This is a genomic window from Paenibacillus phytohabitans (assembly GCF_013141775.1).
GTDB classification, from domain to species: Bacteria; Bacillota; Bacilli; order Paenibacillales; family Paenibacillaceae; genus Paenibacillus_AQ; species Paenibacillus_AQ phytohabitans.
On record NZ_WHOB01000062.1, the window covers coordinates 239,025 to 256,846 of the forward strand.

General features: G+C 52.4%; 18 protein-coding genes. 16 read left to right on the forward strand and 2 right to left on the reverse strand.

The features are described 5' to 3' along the window. The first annotated feature begins 38 nt into the window (after window positions 1–38). Both dcuS and GC101_RS21380 read left to right on the forward strand, forming a co-directional pair. The gene (gene dcuS / locus GC101_RS21375) at window positions 39–1,706 is read left to right on the forward strand and encodes a DcuS/MalK family sensor histidine kinase (RefSeq protein WP_171718891.1); all 1,668 of its coding nucleotides are present in this window, start codon (window positions 39–41) and stop codon (window positions 1,704–1,706) included. Next, complete coding sequence (locus GC101_RS21380; protein WP_171718892.1) at window positions 1,703–2,425, forward strand: response regulator; 723 nt, start codon at window positions 1,703–1,705, stop codon at window positions 2,423–2,425. The genes dcuS and GC101_RS21380 overlap by 4 nt, the downstream gene beginning before the upstream one ends. A gap of 444 nt (window positions 2,426–2,869) precedes the next feature. Here the strand turns inward: GC101_RS21380 and GC101_RS21385 are convergent, their stop codons facing one another. Next, a complete protein-coding gene (locus GC101_RS21385) occupies window positions 2,870–3,328 on the reverse strand; it encodes a hypothetical protein (protein WP_171718893.1) in 459 nt (152 codons plus the stop codon). Window positions 3,329–3,674: 346 nt separating this feature from the next. Here GC101_RS21385 and GC101_RS21390 point away from each other — a divergent pair, with 346 nt between their 5' ends. The 3 genes from GC101_RS21390 (at window position 3,675) to GC101_RS21400 (ending at window position 6,783) form a co-directional block, all read left to right on the forward strand. Continuing rightward, window positions 3,675–4,247, forward strand: a complete 573-nt coding sequence (locus tag GC101_RS21390; RefSeq protein ID WP_171718894.1) for a TetR/AcrR family transcriptional regulator — start codon at window positions 3,675–3,677, stop codon at window positions 4,245–4,247. A 23-nt stretch (window positions 4,248–4,270) separates the two neighbouring features. Further along, window positions 4,271–4,882, forward strand: a complete 612-nt coding sequence (locus tag GC101_RS21395; protein WP_171718895.1) for a GNAT family N-acetyltransferase — start codon at window positions 4,271–4,273, stop codon at window positions 4,880–4,882. A 341-nt stretch (window positions 4,883–5,223) separates the two neighbouring features. Continuing rightward, complete coding sequence (locus GC101_RS21400) at window positions 5,224–6,783, forward strand: flavocytochrome c (RefSeq protein WP_171718896.1); 1,560 nt, start codon at window positions 5,224–5,226, stop codon at window positions 6,781–6,783. 135 nt (window positions 6,784–6,918) lie between these two features. On the opposite strand, the gene GC101_RS21405 is transcribed toward GC101_RS21400, so the two are convergent. Next, a complete protein-coding gene (locus GC101_RS21405) occupies window positions 6,919–8,157 on the reverse strand; it encodes an NAD(P)/FAD-dependent oxidoreductase (protein WP_171718897.1) in 1,239 nt (412 codons plus the stop codon). Between the two features lie 187 nt (window positions 8,158–8,344). Here GC101_RS21405 and GC101_RS21410 point away from each other — a divergent pair, with 187 nt between their 5' ends. The 11 genes from GC101_RS21410 to GC101_RS21460 all read left to right on the forward strand — a co-directional run bounded on the left by GC101_RS21410 (window position 8,345) and on the right by GC101_RS21460 (window position 17,648). Next, window positions 8,345–8,578: a hypothetical protein gene (locus GC101_RS21410; protein ID WP_039308384.1), complete on the forward strand. Its 234-nt coding sequence runs from the start codon at window positions 8,345–8,347 to the stop codon at window positions 8,576–8,578. A 67-nt stretch (window positions 8,579–8,645) separates the two neighbouring features. Next, entirely contained in the window at window positions 8,646–9,041 is a 396-nt protein-coding gene (locus GC101_RS21415; RefSeq protein WP_171718898.1) for a spore coat protein, read from the forward strand. A gap of 207 nt (window positions 9,042–9,248) precedes the next feature. Continuing rightward, window positions 9,249–9,749, forward strand: a complete 501-nt coding sequence (locus tag GC101_RS21420; RefSeq protein ID WP_039308379.1) for an Lrp/AsnC family transcriptional regulator — start codon at window positions 9,249–9,251, stop codon at window positions 9,747–9,749. A 13-nt stretch (window positions 9,750–9,762) separates the two neighbouring features. Continuing rightward, on the forward strand, window positions 9,763–10,953 hold the full coding sequence (locus GC101_RS21425; RefSeq protein ID WP_042135087.1) for an aminotransferase class I/II-fold pyridoxal phosphate-dependent enzyme: 1,191 nt from the start codon (window positions 9,763–9,765) through the stop codon (window positions 10,951–10,953). Between the two features lie 254 nt (window positions 10,954–11,207). Then, window positions 11,208–11,402, forward strand: a complete 195-nt coding sequence (locus tag GC101_RS21430; protein ID WP_340989372.1) for an aspartyl-phosphate phosphatase Spo0E family protein — start codon at window positions 11,208–11,210, stop codon at window positions 11,400–11,402. Window positions 11,403–12,417: 1,015 nt separating this feature from the next. Further along, entirely contained in the window at window positions 12,418–13,077 is a 660-nt protein-coding gene (locus GC101_RS21435; protein WP_171718900.1) for a TetR/AcrR family transcriptional regulator, read from the forward strand. 31 nt (window positions 13,078–13,108) lie between these two features. Further along, window positions 13,109–14,005 carry an alpha/beta fold hydrolase gene (locus GC101_RS21440; RefSeq protein ID WP_171718901.1) on the forward strand — a complete coding sequence of 299 codons (897 nt, stop codon included), beginning with the start codon at window positions 13,109–13,111 and terminating at the stop codon, window positions 14,003–14,005. After that, window positions 14,002–14,949 (forward strand): phosphotransferase enzyme family protein, encoded by a 948-nt coding sequence (locus GC101_RS21445; protein ID WP_171718902.1) that lies wholly within the window; start codon window positions 14,002–14,004, stop codon window positions 14,947–14,949. Before GC101_RS21440 ends, GC101_RS21445 begins: the two co-directional genes overlap by 4 nt. 141 nt (window positions 14,950–15,090) lie before the next feature. Continuing rightward, window positions 15,091–15,855, forward strand: coding sequence for a class I SAM-dependent methyltransferase (locus GC101_RS21450; protein WP_171718903.1), 765 nt, complete (start codon window positions 15,091–15,093; stop codon window positions 15,853–15,855). Between the two features lie 126 nt (window positions 15,856–15,981). After that, the gene (locus tag GC101_RS21455; RefSeq protein ID WP_171718904.1) at window positions 15,982–16,548 is read left to right on the forward strand and encodes a cob(I)yrinic acid a,c-diamide adenosyltransferase; all 567 of its coding nucleotides are present in this window, start codon (window positions 15,982–15,984) and stop codon (window positions 16,546–16,548) included. Continuing rightward, complete coding sequence (locus GC101_RS21460; RefSeq protein WP_171718905.1) at window positions 16,545–17,648, forward strand: RluA family pseudouridine synthase; 1,104 nt, start codon at window positions 16,545–16,547, stop codon at window positions 17,646–17,648. Before GC101_RS21455 ends, GC101_RS21460 begins: the two co-directional genes overlap by 4 nt. Window positions 17,649–17,822 lie beyond the last annotated feature (174 nt).

Here is a 17,822-nt window from a genome sequence, read left to right on the forward strand (position 1 = left end):
CCTGTACAAATGTTATTTATGAGGAGGCATGGGCATCCTTGGCCAAGAAAAAAAGCTACAGCCTAAGGACAACGGTAGCGGTAATGGTATCTGCTGTTGTAGTCTTGGTGCTGCTGGTCTTATATATTATATTCCGCAATCAGATTATTCCCCAGACCCGGCATGCGCTGGAGGATAAGGCCATTACGATTGCCCGCACGATTGCCCTGATGCCGCTGCTCTCAGAGGGCTTAAGCGAAGGGAACAGCAAGGGGATTCAAGCCTACACCTCCAAGATTACACGCCGTAATGATATATTGTTTGTAGTGGTGATGGATATGAATAGCATCCGGTATTCGCATCCGGATACCTCCAAGGTTGGGCTGCCCTTCGTGGGAGGCGGGCAGGAGGCTGCGCTGCGCGGACAAGAGAGCATGTCCGAAGGAACAGGGACGCTCGGGAATTCGTTGCGGGCATTCGTGCCGGTCTATGACGGCAGAGGGCATCAGCTCGGGGTTGTAGTAGCTGGACTGTCGATGGACAGGGTGCAGCGTCTGGTCAGGCAGAATGAATGGACGATTATTGCCATTCTGGTCTCAGGCGCGCTGTTTGGGGCCGGAGGCGCTTTTGTTCTGGCGAGGAGGATCAAGCAAATGATGTTCGGCATGGAGCCTGCCGATATTTCCAGACTCCTGCAGGAACGCAGCGCCATGCTGGAATCCATTCGCGAGGGGATTATTGCGATTGACCAGGAAGCGCGCATTACGCTTATCAATATGGAGGCGCACCGGCTTCTCAAGGCGGCAGGGATCAACGGCGCTGTTGTAAACCGGCAGATTGCCGATTATTGGCCAGAGCTGCGTCTGGAGCATGTGCTGGCCAGCGGGGAAGGCAGGCAGGACCAGGAGCTGGAGCTGGGCGGTATCTCCCTGCTCGTAAGCAGCCTGCCGGTCCGCGTAGGCGGCGAGATTGCCGGAGCCATCGCTACATTTCGTGACAAGACTGAGCTGGCAGTTCTGGCCGAACGGCTGTCGGGTATTTCTGTCTATGCAGACGCCCTGCGGGCAGGTGCCCATGAATTCATGAACAAGCTGCATGTGATTATGGGCATGACGCATATGGGCTTATATGACGAGCTGCAGCAGTATATTTTGGGAACGGCAAATAACTACCAGCAGGAGATCGGGGCCATCACGAGACAGATTAAGGACCCGGCTATGGCGGGTTTTCTGCTGGGTAAGCTGAGCCGGGCGCGCGAGACGGGAATTGAACTGCTGCTGACTGCGGACAGTTATCTGCCGGAATCGGCAGATTCGCAGGTTATTCATGAGCTGATTACCATTGCCGGGAATTTGCTGGACAATGCGATGGAAGCGCTGGGCGGGCCGGGGTCTGATGAACACAGCGGCGATGTACACAGCAGAGATGTACACGGCAGAGATGTACACAGTAATAAGCGGATCGGGCTTGCTTTTCACTATGAAGAGGGAAGGCTGCTGTGTGAGGTTAGCGACAACGGCCCGGGGATTCCGGAGGCACTCCGGGAGCAGATCTTCGTCCAGGGCTTCTCCTCCAAGGGGGAACACCGGGGAATCGGACTGTATTTAGTCAGGAAGAGTGTAGACAAACTGCAGGGACATCTTCAGATTGCCGCCTGCGGCGGCGGGCAGGGAACCACGTTCATCGTTGATGTGCCATATGCTGCAAAGGGTGAGGAGAGCCAATGAACATTAAAGTGCTGATTGTAGAAGATGACCCGATGGTAGCGAAATTCAACCGCCATTATCTCGAACAGGTCCAGGGCTTCGAATTCGCGGGCTGGGCGGCTTCAGGAGATGAGGCCTTGAAGATGCTGGCGGAACAGGAGATCGATCTCCTGCTGCTGGATATCTATATGCCCCGTACCAGCGGGCTTCAGCTGTTGTCCACGCTACGGGAGCAGGGAAGCAAGGCGGATATCATTGTGATCTCCGCCGCCAGCGATAATGCAAGCATCCGCAAGGCGCTGCAGAACGGGGCTGTGGATTACCTGATCAAGCCATTTGAGTTTGCCCGATTTCAGGCGGCTTTGTCGGCATACCGCGAAGACTTTCGGTTAATGCACAAGGAGCATCTGAGCCAGGAACAGCTGGATAAGCTGCTGCGCCACTCCGCTCCGGAGGCTGAAGAAGACAAGAGTGGAGCGCAGAGCCTGCCCAAAGGTCTTACCGAAGGCACACTGGAGAGTATCTGGGATACGATTAAGCAGCTGCCGAACCCGGTATTCTCCACTGAAGATATCAGCAGCCAGGCGCCGATTTCGCGGATTTCCGTCCGCAAATATCTGGCTTTTCTGACCGAGGCAGGCATTCTGGAGATGGAGCTCAGCTACGGCGCGGTAGGCAGACCGGTATATATGTACAAAGTGAAGCCGGAGGGGCATGAACTTATAAGTAAATATAGGTGAGCGGCTGGTAAATTGGACAGCGGATGGTTAGTAGTTAATGGAGGGCCTTCGGGTCCTTTTTTTGTTGCCTGGGAGATTGTGTGATCGGGGAAATTGTTGATATTTCAAGCCTGTAAGTGAAGCGGACTGAGAAGTCGCTATATTTGCAAATAACCTTTTTATGAGGATGAAACGGACTGAGAATCCCTTATCCTGTTCATTCGGGCCGGAAATGAGCTATGTCTGGTCAAATAAGCGATTCTGAGTCCGATTAGTCAACGAATCCGCCTAATCTGCCCAAATAACGGAATTTCAGTCCTCTACATCAAGGAATTAATGAATAAGATTACAACTTCTACTAATTCTACTAATATGGAGTCATGGCCGCCCCAACACTGCCAGCTATGACTCCAAGTTTAATTCTGATTCTATACGTTAGCAAAGGTGATTTATGCAGCCCTGCGATCAGGCAAAAGCCAGTTTCAATGCCTGCGGATGGAAGGAACCCATGATTTTATAGGCTTTTAAATGCGGATTGTTCATATCATTATCGTAAATAATCATATGCTGCCTGCCCTTGAGAATGATATCAAACCGCTGCTTCCGGTCAGCCTGTACGATGGTAATATAATAGCTGTATTTGTTGTCTGTGCTTACATTCCGCGCTGATTTCATTAACCGGACGTCGGCGAAATCATCACATATTTGTTTGATGGCCTCCGGCTCCGTAACCACAATATCCTTCTGTTCACCGGGAACAGAGGACAGACGGGTGATTTCAAGGGAGGCGATATCCTCCAGCCGGATGGTTCTGGCCACCACTTTTTTGAAGGAAGTGTAACGGTTTGCTGTATAGGTCATTAGAGAAACACCAGCTGCGGTCAGGATGGCGCCGGCAAGCATATATTTTTTGCTTTTGTCCATGGTTCAGTTCCTCCTAGTCATACGATTGTGTAAGTCCCAATTATAAAACTATAAACATCCGCACGCAAATTCACTTACTTTAACGGGGTGCTTCCGTATAACATTGGCTGCGGGTTGGCGAATGAAAGAAGAATTAAATATGGTGAACATAAATGAAATCCCTACTGGAGGGAAATGCCTTGCCCCCTTAAAGAAGCGTTATGACATTTTTTTGAGGAGGGTTTATGTACATCAACAATTTGACTCCAGCTGCCCATGAGCATAAAATAATAATAAATGATAGATAAATATATCATTATATTCATAAAAATATCAATTAATCCACAGCAAAGGCAGGACTATGTTCATGAAACCCAGTGTTAAGGACAATAAACGGAAAGCTATTCTGGACGCAGCAACGGAGCTGCTGGCGTTGAAGCCCACGGCTACGCTGCAGGAGATCGCGGATCATGCACAAATCGGCATTGCGACGCTGCATCGCTATTTCTCTACAAGGGAGCTTCTGCTGGATGCGCTGGCGCTGAATGCCATCGGGCTGGTGGATGAAGCGCTCGAAGGAATCATGAATGATGACAGCGATATGCTCCGCTTCCTGACGGAGGTGTTCGAGGCGCTGATTCCTTTGGGCAGCAAGATGTCTTTTCTAAGCTTCGCGGCATCGGTTGACGAGAATCCTAATATTCTTGCCGAGGAAGCCCGAATCAAGCAACCGCTGCGGGAAGCTGTGGAAGGGTGGCAGACACGCGGTCTGCTGAATGCCGCGATGCCCGCCCACTGGATGATAACCGTCATGTATAATCTGCTGTTCGTTGCCTGGCAGGAGATCCAGAATGGCAATCTTGCGAAGAATGATGCTCCGCAATTGTTGGTATCCACCGTCATTCAAGGCTTCGGCGCCTCGGGACGAAGCGGCAGCTGAAGCAACATAAAGGAGGAAGCTTTATGTCAACGTTAGACGTAGAAGTTGTCGACCGCCTGGACGAAGTGCAGAAAGGCGAGGTTGCCAGACTGTTTTATCAGGCTTTTGCCTTGAAATTCAATGCCCTGTGGATATTTACCCGCAATGAGAAGCAAGTCGTGGAGGTGTTGTGCCGGAGTCTGCGTTATGACAACGGTCTGTATGCGGTACGCGAGGGAAGGGTGGTTGGATTCGTCGGTCTGGAAAAAGGAGACGGCTTCTTCGCAACGCTGGGTTACGGGGCTCTCAGACATTCGTTCGGCATAGCGGGCGGCGCGTGGCGTTATGCAGCCTACGGTATATATCGTATGTTTCACGGCGGCGTTCCGAAGGACTCCATTCATATTGATCCGCTCGTCGTCTCCAGTGAGGTAAGAGGGTTGGGGATCGGAACCCGGCTGCTGGAAGCGTCCTTTGCCTTAACACGGTCGGCGAACCGCAACAAGATGTTGCTGGAGGTTGTTGACACCAATCCGCAAGCCAAAAAGCTCTATGAGCGGCTCGGCTTCAAGACCTTCAAGGTGCAGAATACCGGGCTGTTCACGGCAAAAGCCGGCTTTGCCAAAGTGCTGCATATGGAGAAGCTGCTGGACTAGCGCGTGCCCCCTTCCCGATCCGCGAGAGGATCGGGAAGTTTTGTTTCTTTTCGGAAATGATGACAGCAACCCGGGAGGTTAGGAGCGGAGAGAGTTAAGACAATAGCAGTTGGATTTTCAACACTTGCTGATGAATGATGGGATCGTGTTGGAGCAGCAGTTGGACAAACAGCATATAAATGCTCACCATTCCTGCAAAGTGGCTAAATCAACAACAGTAGATGCTGTTTGCCCACTTACTTTAGTTACTTAATAATTTCTTTAATTACGTAAGCTTCCAAGGACAGCCCTTTTGCGGATATGATAATTGTGAAAATATGCACAAGGGGGCAAGCGTTACTATGAAAAAGAGATATGCAGCGACTCTTATACTCGTTCTTTCCGTTATGCTGGTTATCGCAGGCTGCGGTAACAACAATACTAACGGCAGTGTCAATGAGAGCAAGGGTAAGAACAGCGCAACCACAGAGCCTGCAGCAACCACTGCACCTAAAGAGACAGCCGAAGCCGTATCGGGAGCATCCGAAGCGAGCTATACACCGTACGATCAGTTAAAAGATAAATATGATATCATCATTGTCGGCGCAGGCGGTGCCGGAATGTCGGCGGCGCTGGAAGCCAAGGCTAACGGCATGAACCCGGTTATTTTGGAGAAAATGCCGGTTGCCGGCGGTAACACCACCAAATCCTCCTCGGGTATGAACGCTTCGCAGACGAAGTTCCAGAAGGAGCAGGGCATCGAGGACACCAATGATCTGTTCTATGAAGAGACACTGGCAGGCGGCCATGATACGAACAACAAGGAGCTGCTCCGCTTTTTCGTGGACAATTCCGCAAGTGCCATTGACTGGCTGGATTCGATCGGAATCCGTTTGAACAATATTACGATTACCGGGGGAATGAAAGAGAAGCGCACCCACCGTCCGGAAGACGGCTCAGCAGTCGGACAATATCTGGTTGCCGGACTCGTAAGAAATGTACAAGAGCAAGGGATTCCCTTGTTCGTTAATGCGGATGTGAAGGAACTTACAGTACAGGATGGCAAGGTGAACGGCGTCAAGGTGCTGTTCAACCAGGCCGATGAGAAAACAATTACCGGATCAGCAGTGATCGTAACAACCGGCGGCTTCGGCGCTAATATGGAGATGATTACCGAAGTCAGACCTGACCTCGAGGGTTATGTGACCACGAACCAGATCGGCAGCACCGGCGACGGCATCCGGATGATTGAACAGGCTGGCGGCACAACGGTAGATCTGGATCAGATTCAGGTACACCCGACTGTACAACAGGAGAAATCCTACCTGATCGGTGAAGCGGTCCGGGGCGAAGGTGCAATTCTGGTGTCCAGCGAGGGCAAACGTTTCGGCAACGAAATGGATACCCGGGATAAAGTGACAGCTTCCATCAATACACTTCCGGAGAAATCAGCGTATCTGGTGTTTGATTCCGGCGTGAAATCCCGCGTCAAAGCGGTGGACCAGTACATCAAGATGGGTGTAGTCAAAACAGCGGATACCACCCGGGCGCTGGCTGAACAAATGAACGTTCCGGCAGATCAGCTGAAGAAGACCGTAGATACCTGGAACAGCGCAGTGAAGAATAAGTCGGATGCGGAATTCGGCAGAACAACAGGCATGGATAATGATCTGTCCGGCGCACCGTATTATGCAATCCAAATCGGCCCGGGAATTCACTACACCATGGGCGGTGTGGTGATTAATACAAATACAGAGGTCTTGAACAAAGACGGCAAAGCGATCACAGGACTTTTTGCAGCAGGCGAAGTAGTCGGCGGATTGCATGGCCAGAACCGTATCGGCGGTAACTCTGTAGCCGAGATTATTATCTTTGGACGCCAGGCAGGGATCAAATCTGCTGAATTTGTAAAAGCACAATAAGCTATTATTCCATATTGTCAGGTTTATTATAAAAAGGGATGCTCCGCAGCCATCAGGCTTGCGGAGCATCCCTTTCCTGCGAGTACTTACTGCTGCTCCCGCCGGATGCAGCAAGGCTCCTGCAGGCTCTGCCGCTTACGCCTGAATTGCCGGAGACGGCGCAGGCTTCGCTGTACGGGTCAGCGAGAACAGCTCCAGCTCGGGGCGCACCTTGCCGGCAAGGGTATCTGCGAGCAGCTCGGCCGCGATCATGCTGTAGACGGTTCCGTTGCCCCCGTAGCCTTCAATGAAATAGCAGTGCGGGTACTCCGGATGCGGCCCCATATAAGGCAAGCCGTCACGGGTAGAGCCGAAGACCGCTCCCCAGGAGTATTCAGCCTCTATTCCCTGAAGCTCCGGGAACAGGGCCACAAGCTCCTCCAGCAGCCGCTGGCACTGGGAGAGCACACGGACATCGCGGCGCTCGGGACTGGTGAGCTGTTCATCCTTGCCTCCGGCAATGATCCGTCCGTCCGGTGTGGTCCGGAAGTACAGATAAGGCCGCGCTGTTTCCCAGAGCAGACTTTGCTCATGCCATTTGGGGAAGTCCGCAAGAGGCCTGGTCATGATGGCATATGTATTGATCAGCTCCGCGCCCCGGTCCTTTTTCATATCCTGCGTTTCATACCCCATGGCAAACACAACATTTTTCGCAAAAATCCGGCCATTCGCTGTGTGGCAGACTACGCCGTCAGCACTATATTCGTAATTAAGGGCTTCGGTATGCTCATAGACCCGGACTCCGCCGGAGTGGGCTTTATCGATCAGGCTGTGCACGGTCCGGAATGGATTGGTCTCGGCATCGCCCCGGGAGAAGAGTGCGGCAGGTTTGGAGAAGGAATAATGCGAGCGTACTTTATCCTCATCCCAGAATTCTGAATCAAATCCATGCCGGATCAGGTTTTCATTTTCCAGCTTCAGGGCGGGTACATCTTCAGGGACGCTGGCATACAGCAGACTGCTGCGTTCTATGATCTGCGGATCAATATCCAGCTTGCCCGGCAGGTCGAGAATCGCGCGGACGCCCTGCTGGCACAGCTTATAGAACAGCACGCCGTTCTCTTCCCCGAAGGTATTCATACAGGCGGTCAGCGACTTGTCGTTCGCAATCTGCAGCAGTCCCGTATTGGCGTGGGAGCTTCCGCTGCCCACTGCTCTTTTATCGATGAGAACGGTATCCGCTCCGCTAAGGGACATACGGTAGGACATCGTCGCCCCGCCCATGCCGCCGCCTACAATAAGACAGTCACAGGTAATATCTTCATTTAGTACCGGATACACCGGCGGTTGAAGCAGTGTATTCTCCCAGGGCAGCTGCCCGCTGATGAGTTTCATGGTATGGTCGCTCCTTTATATAATCCAGGTAAGGTATTGTTTGCAGTTTGGCAGCCGCTCATGCGCGGTTTATAAGGTGTTAATCCGATTTTTTCAGAAGCAGCTTTGCGCTTTTTGGCACATAAAGTGTTCTGCTCTGCGGCATACTAAGGAACGCTTGAACATCCAGAAGGAGGGAATACTGAACATGCAATCTAACCAAATGCAGGCGCTTAGCGGAAAAGAACTGGAATATATCGCAGATTCCATTTCCAACGAAGATTTGCTGATTAAGCAGCTGGCCGCTACAGCCGGAACCACTCAAAACTCCACGGTGCAGGGAATCTGTGTACAGCAAATTCAAAGTCATACCCACCATATGGATATGCTTGTACAGCTGCTGCATCAGCATCAGCAATATGCACCAACCCAGCCACAATAATTATTACTGGCCGCACACAAATTTGATGCCGGGAAGCATATCCCACAAACTTTAAGGAGGTTTTACTGTGTACGCACAAAACGGAACGCCATTCATGGCAGATGAGGATTTACTGAACACGGTTTTGGCTGATTTGAAGCGGACAGTCCGTGAATATACAACAGCAGCTACAGAATCGAATTGTCCTACGGTACGACGGGTATTCAACGATCTGACGATGGATACGCTCAGACTTCAGGGAGAGCTGTATAACCAAATGTCACAAATGAACATGTATACTGCCCCGGGGAAAGCGCTGCGTCAGGATGTAGACAAGCAGATTCAGGCTGCACAGCAGACCCAGCAGAAATGCCAGCAGTTCGTGCGTGAGAAGACAGGCGGAGCCGGTGCCTACAATCAGGCCTCCAATGTTCCGCTGCATCAGGCCAATGTCCAGCACAATAACGGTTCTTACTATATGTAACCCTCACGCGGGGCGGATGAAGCATAGGACTGCCCGTCCGCTGGTGTGGAGAAACACAAATAAAAAGATCCATTGTAACCCCGCCCAGGCGGGGTTATTTTGTTTGCAGAACTGTCATTTTCGTGTCATATTAATACTAAACTCTTTTCGCAGGCGCTCTGCCCTGAAGCAGGGGTACCGGACTGGCGAACTATCCGGAGGGAAGGCATGAAGGAAATGAATGATTTGAAGAGGAAAGTGCTGGAACTGCTCAAGGAGGACGCGCGAAGCTCAACAGCTTTAATGGCAACCCTGCTTGGTGCGGAAGAAGAAGATGTCAAAACCGTGATTGCACAAATGGAACAGGATCATGTCATTGTGAAATATGCTACTGTGGTCAATTGGGATAAGGTGGACGATGAACGGGTGACTGCGCTGATCGAAGTCCAGATTACCCCGGAACGCGGCCGCGGCTTCGAAGGCATTGCCGAGCGGATCTATCTGTATCCGCAGGTCAAATCGGTCTATCTGATGTCCGGCGCATACGACTTGCTGGTCGAAGTGGAAGGCCGCAATCTGCGGGAGGTCGCCAATTTCGTCTCCGAGAAGCTGTCGCCGATTGATGCGGTACTCTCTACCAAAACTAACTTTACGCTCAAAAAATACAAACAGGACGGTATCATCTTTGAAGAGCATGAAGAAGACAACCGTCTGATGATATCTCCGTGAAGGATGTAATGCCATGATTACGAAGTCGATGAATTCCTATTTGGCCCCGCTGGTCCAGCAGATACAGCCCTCGGGCATCCGCAAGTTTTTTGATCTGGCGGCAGGCAGCAAGGATATTATTTCACTGGGTGTCGGGGAACCGGATTTCAAGACTCCCTGGCATGTCAGGGAAGCCTGCGTCTACTCGCTGGAGCGCGGCTTCACCGGTTATACCTCCAATGCCGGAATGCCGGAGCTTCGAGAAGGCATTGCCGAATATCTGCAGACCCGCTTCGCGGTGCAATATGATCCTGCGAACCAGATTATTGCCACCGTCGGCGGCAGTGAAGCGATAGATCTGGCGCTCCGGGCCTTGATCTCACCGGGAGACGAGATTCTGATTCCCGAGCCTTGCTATATCTCTTATTCACCGATAACAGCAATCGGCGGCGGGATTCCGGTCGGCATTGAGACCTTCGGAGAGAATAACTTCAAGCTTACGGCGGCTGATCTGGAAGCCAAGATCACTCCGCGCTCCAAGATTCTCATTCTCTGCTATCCGAGCAATCCGACGGGTGCGATTATGAGCCGTGAGGATTGGGAACCGATTGCCAAAGTGGTAGAGAAACATGATCTCATAGTAATTTCCGATGAAATTTATGCTGAATTGACCTATGGAAGCAATCATGTAAGCTTTGCCTCCCTGCCGGGCATGATTGACCGGACCATTCTGGTCAGCGGCTTCTCCAAAGCCTTCGCCATGACCGGCTGGCGGATGGGATATGCCTGCGGTCACCCGGACCTGATCTCCGCGATGCTGAAGATTCACCAGTACACAGTCATGTGCGCGCCTTCGATGGGCCAGGTGGCTGCGCTGGAGGCATTGACCAACGGAATGGAAGAGAAGGACCGGATGGCGGATTCCTATAATCAGCGGCGCCGGCTGATCGTCAAAGGGCTGCGCGATGCCGGGCTGGACTGTCATGAGCCGCAAGGCGCGTTCTATGCTTTTCCGAGTATTCAGCGCACCGGACTGACCTCCGATCAATTCGCCCAGCGTCTGCTTCTGGAATATAAGGTGGCTGCAGTTCCGGGCAGTGTATTCGGACTTGGCGGTGAAGGTTACCTGCGCTGCTCCTATGCAACCTCGGTATCCCAGCTGAACGAAGCGGTTGAACGGATTGGGGCATTTGTCTCACAGCTGGCCCGCGAGCGGGCAGAGTAATGCAAACAGAATGAAGTAAATTGAACTATAGCCGATCACTCTTCTATATGGTATTATTTTACTCTAAGGACAAGAAACACCTGTAATACACTTACATGGAGGTCTTATTCTAGAAGAGGGCGCAGAGTCCGGATAGGAAGAATTCAGTATCAGGTATCCGGATATCACGCAATAATACATTAGGAGGGATGATTGTGCTGAGCGCAGATTATTACTTACCTTCCTATGGCGGGGAATGTAGTTCCGGAAGCGGGATACATCCTCCCAGGGGTGATGCAAATGCACGCAGGCTCTCGCTGGAAAATGAAATACAGGTCCTCCGCAGCAGAATGGAACAGCTCTTTGTACAGGAGAATTCCTTTACCTCAGATAATGTGATTGCCATCAGCAGCTTGCTGGACCTGAAGATCAATGAGTATATGAGAGGCCGCCACCGTAAGAACGATTAACCGGCTGATTTATATTGAAGCGGACATTTCCCTTTGCGGGAGGTGTCCGTTTTTTATTGCGCGTCACAGTCGCACCATGTAGGTGATTATGATCTTTGTAATTGGAAGCTATCTATCCGAAGGACGGAGCTATTCTTGTATCAGGAATCCCGCTGAATCCGCTGAAAGTGGGCGGGATGGGGGGAATTAAAGGGATAAATCCCTTTGAATCCGCCGAAAGTGGGCGGGATGCGGGAAAGAGGAGCAAAAGTGCCCCTGAATCCGCCAGAAGCGGGCGGCATGCGTAAATGAGGAGCAAAAGTGCCCCTGAATCCGCCGAAAGCAGGCGGTATGGGGAAATTAAAGGGATAAATCCCTTTGATTCCGCCGAAAGCGGGCGGTATGAGGGAATGAGGAGCAAAAGTGCCCCTGAATCCGCCAGAAGCGGGTGGGATGCGTAAATGAGGAGCAAAAGTGCCCCTGAATCCGCCAGAAGCGGGCGGCATGCGTAAATGAGGAGCAAAAGTGCCCCTGAATCCGCCGGAAGCGGGCGGCAGGGGGAAATGAGGGGCAGAAGTGCCCCTGAATCCGCCGAAAGTGGGCGGGATGCGTAAATGAGGAGCAAAAGTGCCCCTGAATCCGCCGAAAGTGGGCGGTATGAGGGAATGAGAAGCAAAAGTGCCCCTGAACCCGCCGAACGCGGACGGCATGCGTAAATGAGGAGCACTTCACAGTACGCAAAAGGAGGAAATGAGAAGCTCTGGCGTGTGATTTCGCCGAAGACTGTCCTGGAACTAGTCTGAGGGAAGCATAGGAGGTAGCCTACTATCTACATAAGCTGCACAGACCGCATAAGTCTCATATGCTTCGGATTGATTCACCCGTTAGGGTGAGTTTGTACTGAATATATGAATGAACTTATTTGCTGAATGCTATAACTTTTCTGCGACAACACAGGCCCCTCTTTTAATTTACATAAATATCCTTTCACAGTATAATGAATGAACAGTCATTCATTTTGAGGGAGATGGGAATCTTGAGTGATAACAGCAAGAGTGATAACAGCAAAAGCGACAACGGCAAATTGCTGGAACGTAAATTCATTGAGGGTTTTGAGCTATTGGCTCCGGACAAGACGATCCGGCAGATCATTTATCATGCAGTCGAGGTCTTCTCCAGGAAAGGCTATGCCGGGACCAAAATCAAGGATATCGCCGCCAGTGCAGGCTTCAGCCAGGGGTATGTCTATATGTATTTCAAATCCAAAGACGATATCTTCACCAGGATCGTTGAGCTGGCTTCGGATGGAGCAGGAATGTCGGTGCAATATGCAGCAGAGCTGGACGGAACCCCGATGGAACGGATTACCTGGCTGACCGAGGCCTTCCTGTCGCAAGGCAGTATTGCCTTGCAGCACTTCCGGCTCATTCTGCTGCAGACGGCAACCTCGGAAGCTATTCCGGAGGCGGCCAAGCTTGTTGCGCAGGAGAAGATTATGAAACCATTCGAGCATCTCGTTCCCCTGATCATTGCCGGGCAGGAGGCAGGGGAGATTATCCCGGGTGATCCGGTGGAAATCGCCGTCGCCTATTTCTCATTCATCCAGGGGCTTGGTATAGCGAGGGTACAGACCACAGCCGCCGCTACTTTTCCCTCAACAGAACTGGTTCTGCGCTTCATGAAAAGAGATCATTAGCCCATCCATATCCGAAAAGGTGGAATTAGCCATGGTCAAGGTATTTAAAAGTGATGCCGGCAAAGAACAGATTCTCCGTTCCTATAATGAGCTGCTCGGGGACTGGGGGACGGAGGTTCGGGAGCTGGATATCGAGACTCCGTACGGGACAACACATTGTATAACGGCGGGAGAGGCCGGTTTTCCGCCCCTGCTCCTGTTCCATGGGGTAGGCGATAATTCGGCGGTGATGTGGCTGCTGAATATACGGGAGCTGTCCCGGCATTTCTGCTGCATTGCGGTGGATACGCTGGGAGGGCCTGGGAAGAGCCTGCCGGGTGCCAGGTTCAATAAGCAGGATTTTAATCAGGTAGATTGGATTAACGGTGTAGCTGCAGGATTGAAACTGGAACAATTCTATGTGGCAGGTGTGTCGAATGGAGCCTACATGGCCTTCAATTATGCGATTAACGAGCCAGGAAGGGTGTTGAAGGCAGTTTGTATGGAAGGCGGGATGGTCACGGCTCCGTTAAAAAGCATGATCCAGACGCTGCTGATGATGTTCCCGGAAATCATGGTACCTACGCGCAAAAATCTGCTTAAAGTAGCCCGGAAGCTTAGTTCGCCTGCCTCCGGACTGTTTGACAAACATCCCGAAGTCGGTGAGCATCTGGTGCTATTGATGAAAAATCATAATCAGCAGGCTATGTTTGCCCATAAGCTCCAGCGATATGACAAAGACAAAGCTGTTGCTGTCAGGGATAAATTATATTTTCTGCTGGGAGATTATAAGCTCGAGCATAAGAAAGAATTCGCAGGAATTCTGAAGGATGACGGGTTTCATTATAAGGTCATACCGGATGCCGGGCATGGCATTAATCATGAACAGCCGGAGCGGGTCAACTGGGAGCTGATAGAGTTTTTGCAGGGACAGGGGGGAGTGCGATGATTCCAGAGAGTATCCGGCAGCGGGTGTTCATAGAGCTCGGCTGTCCTCCTGAAGCGGTCAAGCTGCTTGGAGGGTACAATGACAATGTATTTGAGCTTGAACGGGCAGGAGCCGAGAATATCGTCGTCAAAATACTGGATCACAGCGTGGTCCCCAAGGAACAAATTTTGCCGGAAATGGAATGGCTGAACTACCTGCAGGAGAGTGAAGTGAGTGCGATCCGCCCGCTATGCCTGGAGTCCGGGAAGTATATTTACCCGGTGTCAGAGCCTTTTTATTATATTCTGTTCCATAAGGTTAAAGGTACACATGTGAATCGGGAAGATAAGACGGTTTGGAATCCGCTGTTATTCGAGCACTGGGGAGAGGCGATGGGAAGGCTGCATTCCTGTGCCCGGAGCTACCAGGCAGTCCATCCGTATTCACATATGCAGGAGAATATAATTCTGCTGGCGGAGAGGATAGAAACAGACCCTCTTTTGTCGCAAAAGTGGAAGGTATACCAGGAAGAATTCAGCCGCCTTGGCACCTCCGGGAATGAATTCGGCCTGATTCATGGCGACCTTCATCCGCATAACTTCCTGGTGCATGACGGCTCGCTGACAGTGATAGATTTCGGGGATGCGGAATATCACTGGTTTGCGTATGATATTGCCATTGCCGTCTATCATATGGCCCAGACTGTGCCGGAAGGTGCCGGCAAGAAGGACGCTGTGCTGGCATTTTATCACGCCTTTATGAAAGGCTACCGCAGGGGTAACACAGATACCGGGTTCATGGCTCAGATCGGCTACTTTATAGATTACCGGCATCTTTATTCGTATACATATCATATGGTGCACACAGATCCGGGCGCGCTTAGGGAAGGCCAGAAGGCATATCTTGCCCGAATGAGGCGGACGATCGAAGCCGGGGAACCTTGCCTGGGGTTCAGGCTGCTGTAATGCTTGTACGTCCCGGGGCGGAGGAGGAGGTGGACCCGGGGCCCGATGGCGGACTCCTGCTGCAGGCATATAATGAATACTCACGACGATTCTAAAGGTACGGGCTCTTCTGCAGCGTACCGGAAAAAGAGGATGATATTCATGTTACAAGCCGATATACTGCGGGATCCCTATACGTATGATGAGCTGAAGCTGGAAGGAACAGGAGCAGGTAATACGAAGAGCGGGCGTAAGTATCCGTTGAAGCAGGGTTTTCTCGCCTTTTTGGGAGAAGCAGATGCCGAGGGCAGCAACAAAAAGTACCTTGAGCTATATAACCGGATAGCCCGTTTCTACCGGCTGTCCAACAAAGCTTATTTCGCTCTCAAATTCGGCGGGGAACGCAGCTACAGAGGGCAGTTCCTGTCTTCGCTTGAACTGCGGGAAGGTGACCGTGTGCTGGAGACCTCGGTGGGCAGCGGCGATAATTTCCCCTATCTGGGTGTACAGGCAGAGCTGTACGGACTGGATATCTCCAGCGGAATGCTGAAGCAGGCGGTGCGTAATCTGCGGCGCTGGAAGCTTCAGGGACATCTGTTCCAGGGACAGGCGGAGAAGCTGCCTTTTAAGGACAACGTCTTCGATTGTGTCTATCATGTCGGCGGTATCAATTATTTCAGTGATCCGGGAGCTGCGGTACTGGAGATGATCCGGGTGGCGAAGCCGGGCACGAGGCTGATGATTGCCGATGAGACAGAGAAGCTGGTTAAGGGAACGTACGGGAAGGTGCCGGTGGTTAAGGGGTATTTTCAGCAGGGGGAGGAGTTGCCGGGGGTGCTTGGACTCATTCCGCAGGATATGCTGGAGATCGAGTATAAGGAAGTATGTAAAGGCCTGATGTACTGTATTACTTTCCGGAAGCCGTAGGCGGGGTGGGGATACTAGCTCATTAGGGAGTTATTTACATGTCAGAAATGCTGATCTTTGTTTGCCTACATACATAAGAACGATTACACTATTACTATGTGATTTGCAACTTAGGAGGGAAATACTATGGCGATCTATACGCGTACGGGGGATAAAGGGGAAACCTCAGTCATCGGCGGCCGTGTGGGCAAGGACGATGTCCGCGTCGAGGCTTATGGCACCATAGACGAGCTGAACTGTTTCGTCGGCCAGGCACGGAGCCTGATGGAGGATGAACGGTTCGCGGATGTTAGGGAGCAGCTGCTGGAGATTCAGCATGAGCTGTTTGACTGCGGTTCGGATCTGGCGTTCGTGAAGCTGAGCGAGAACAAATATAAGGTGAAAAGCGAGATGGCCGTGCGACTGGAAGGCTGGATCGATGTGCTGCAGGCGGAGAATCCGGTACTGGAGCGCTTCATTCTGCCCGGCGGAAGCCAGCTGTCCTCGGTCCTGCATGTCTGCCGGACGGTCTGCCGCCGCGCGGAGCGCCGGGCTGTGACCCTGGGACGCAGTGCGGATATTAACCCGGAGGCTGTTGTCTATCTGAATAGACTCTCTGATTATTTCTTCGCGCTGGCCCGTGCCGCCAATACACGGCTGGAGGTTGCTGAGGTGGAATATTTACGCAGCAAAAAGGTGTTCCGGAACAAATGACCAGCTACTATCCGCCGATTACTTATAGAGTGCCGCCGGATGAAGACGGCTGGCTGCTCAAAACCATCCTGCAGAAGCGGATGGATGTCTCCCGTAAGCTGTTGTCCCGTCTGAAGATGACAGACCTCGGGATTACGCTGAACGGAGAGCGTGTCTATATCAGCGTCAAGGTAAGCAGTGGTGACCGGGTAGAGATCCGGATGGAGGAAGAAACGTCAGAGGATATCCTGCCGCAGCCGATTCCTTTTGAGATTCTATATGAAGACGGCCATCTGCTAGTCGTGAACAAAGCCGCGGGGATCATTGTCCATCCGACCCATGGCCATTACACGGAGACCCTCGCGAACGGAGTGGTGCATTACTGGGCGGAGAAGGGGGAACGGGTCCGCTTCCGCCCTGTCCACCGGCTGGACCAGGAGACCTCCGGTGTACTGGTCATTGCCAAGAACCCGTACAGCCATCAGCATATCTCCGAGCAGATGATCGCCGGGACGGTGGACAAGCGGTATGCTGCTTTTGTGCACGGGGTTCCCGCTGTGCAGAGCGGCGACATCGACGGTCCGATCGACCGCGACCCGCTGGAGCCACACCGGCGGATTGTGACGCCGGATGGTTATCCTTCCTTGACCCGGTACGAGGTCAAGGAGGTCTATCCGCGCGCGGCTTCGCGCGTGGAGCTGAAGCTGGAGAGCGGGCGCACCCATCAAATCCGGGTGCATATGAGCTCGATCGGCTGCCCGCTGATCGGTGACGGCATGTACCGTCACCCTTTGTATGCCGGGGCAACGGCAGGCGGACTCGTTCCGTCGGGCGGCGGAGAGCGGGAGGCCGGGCTGGTACTGTCCGGCGGCGAGACGCAAGAAGCCAGGCTGACGCTGCCGGGCGGAGAGAGCAAAGAGGCGGAGCTGTCGCCCGTGGAAGCGGCGCAGCTGGCAGAGATCGCGGAGCTGGACGCGTCCATTCCGCGCCAGGCGCTGCATGCGGTGCGCCTGTCCTTCCGGCATCCGGTCACGCATGCCGATCTGGTCTTCGAGGCTCCGCTGCCGCCGGATATGGCGAAGCTGCAGGCGAAGCTGCGTGAGACTGCGGCCGAGGAATAACGGTCTCAGCTGCCAGCCGTTAGATGGAGGGGCCGCTTAGGATTCCGCAGGTTGTTACAGCCAGGCGCCGGCGTGAGATTGTGAAATAAGTGCGAGGCTGCACTTATTCTTGGCTGTTTCTCCACTCTAAGACCAACAAGTGGAAAAAGTACAACTAATTTCAGAGGTTGGCCG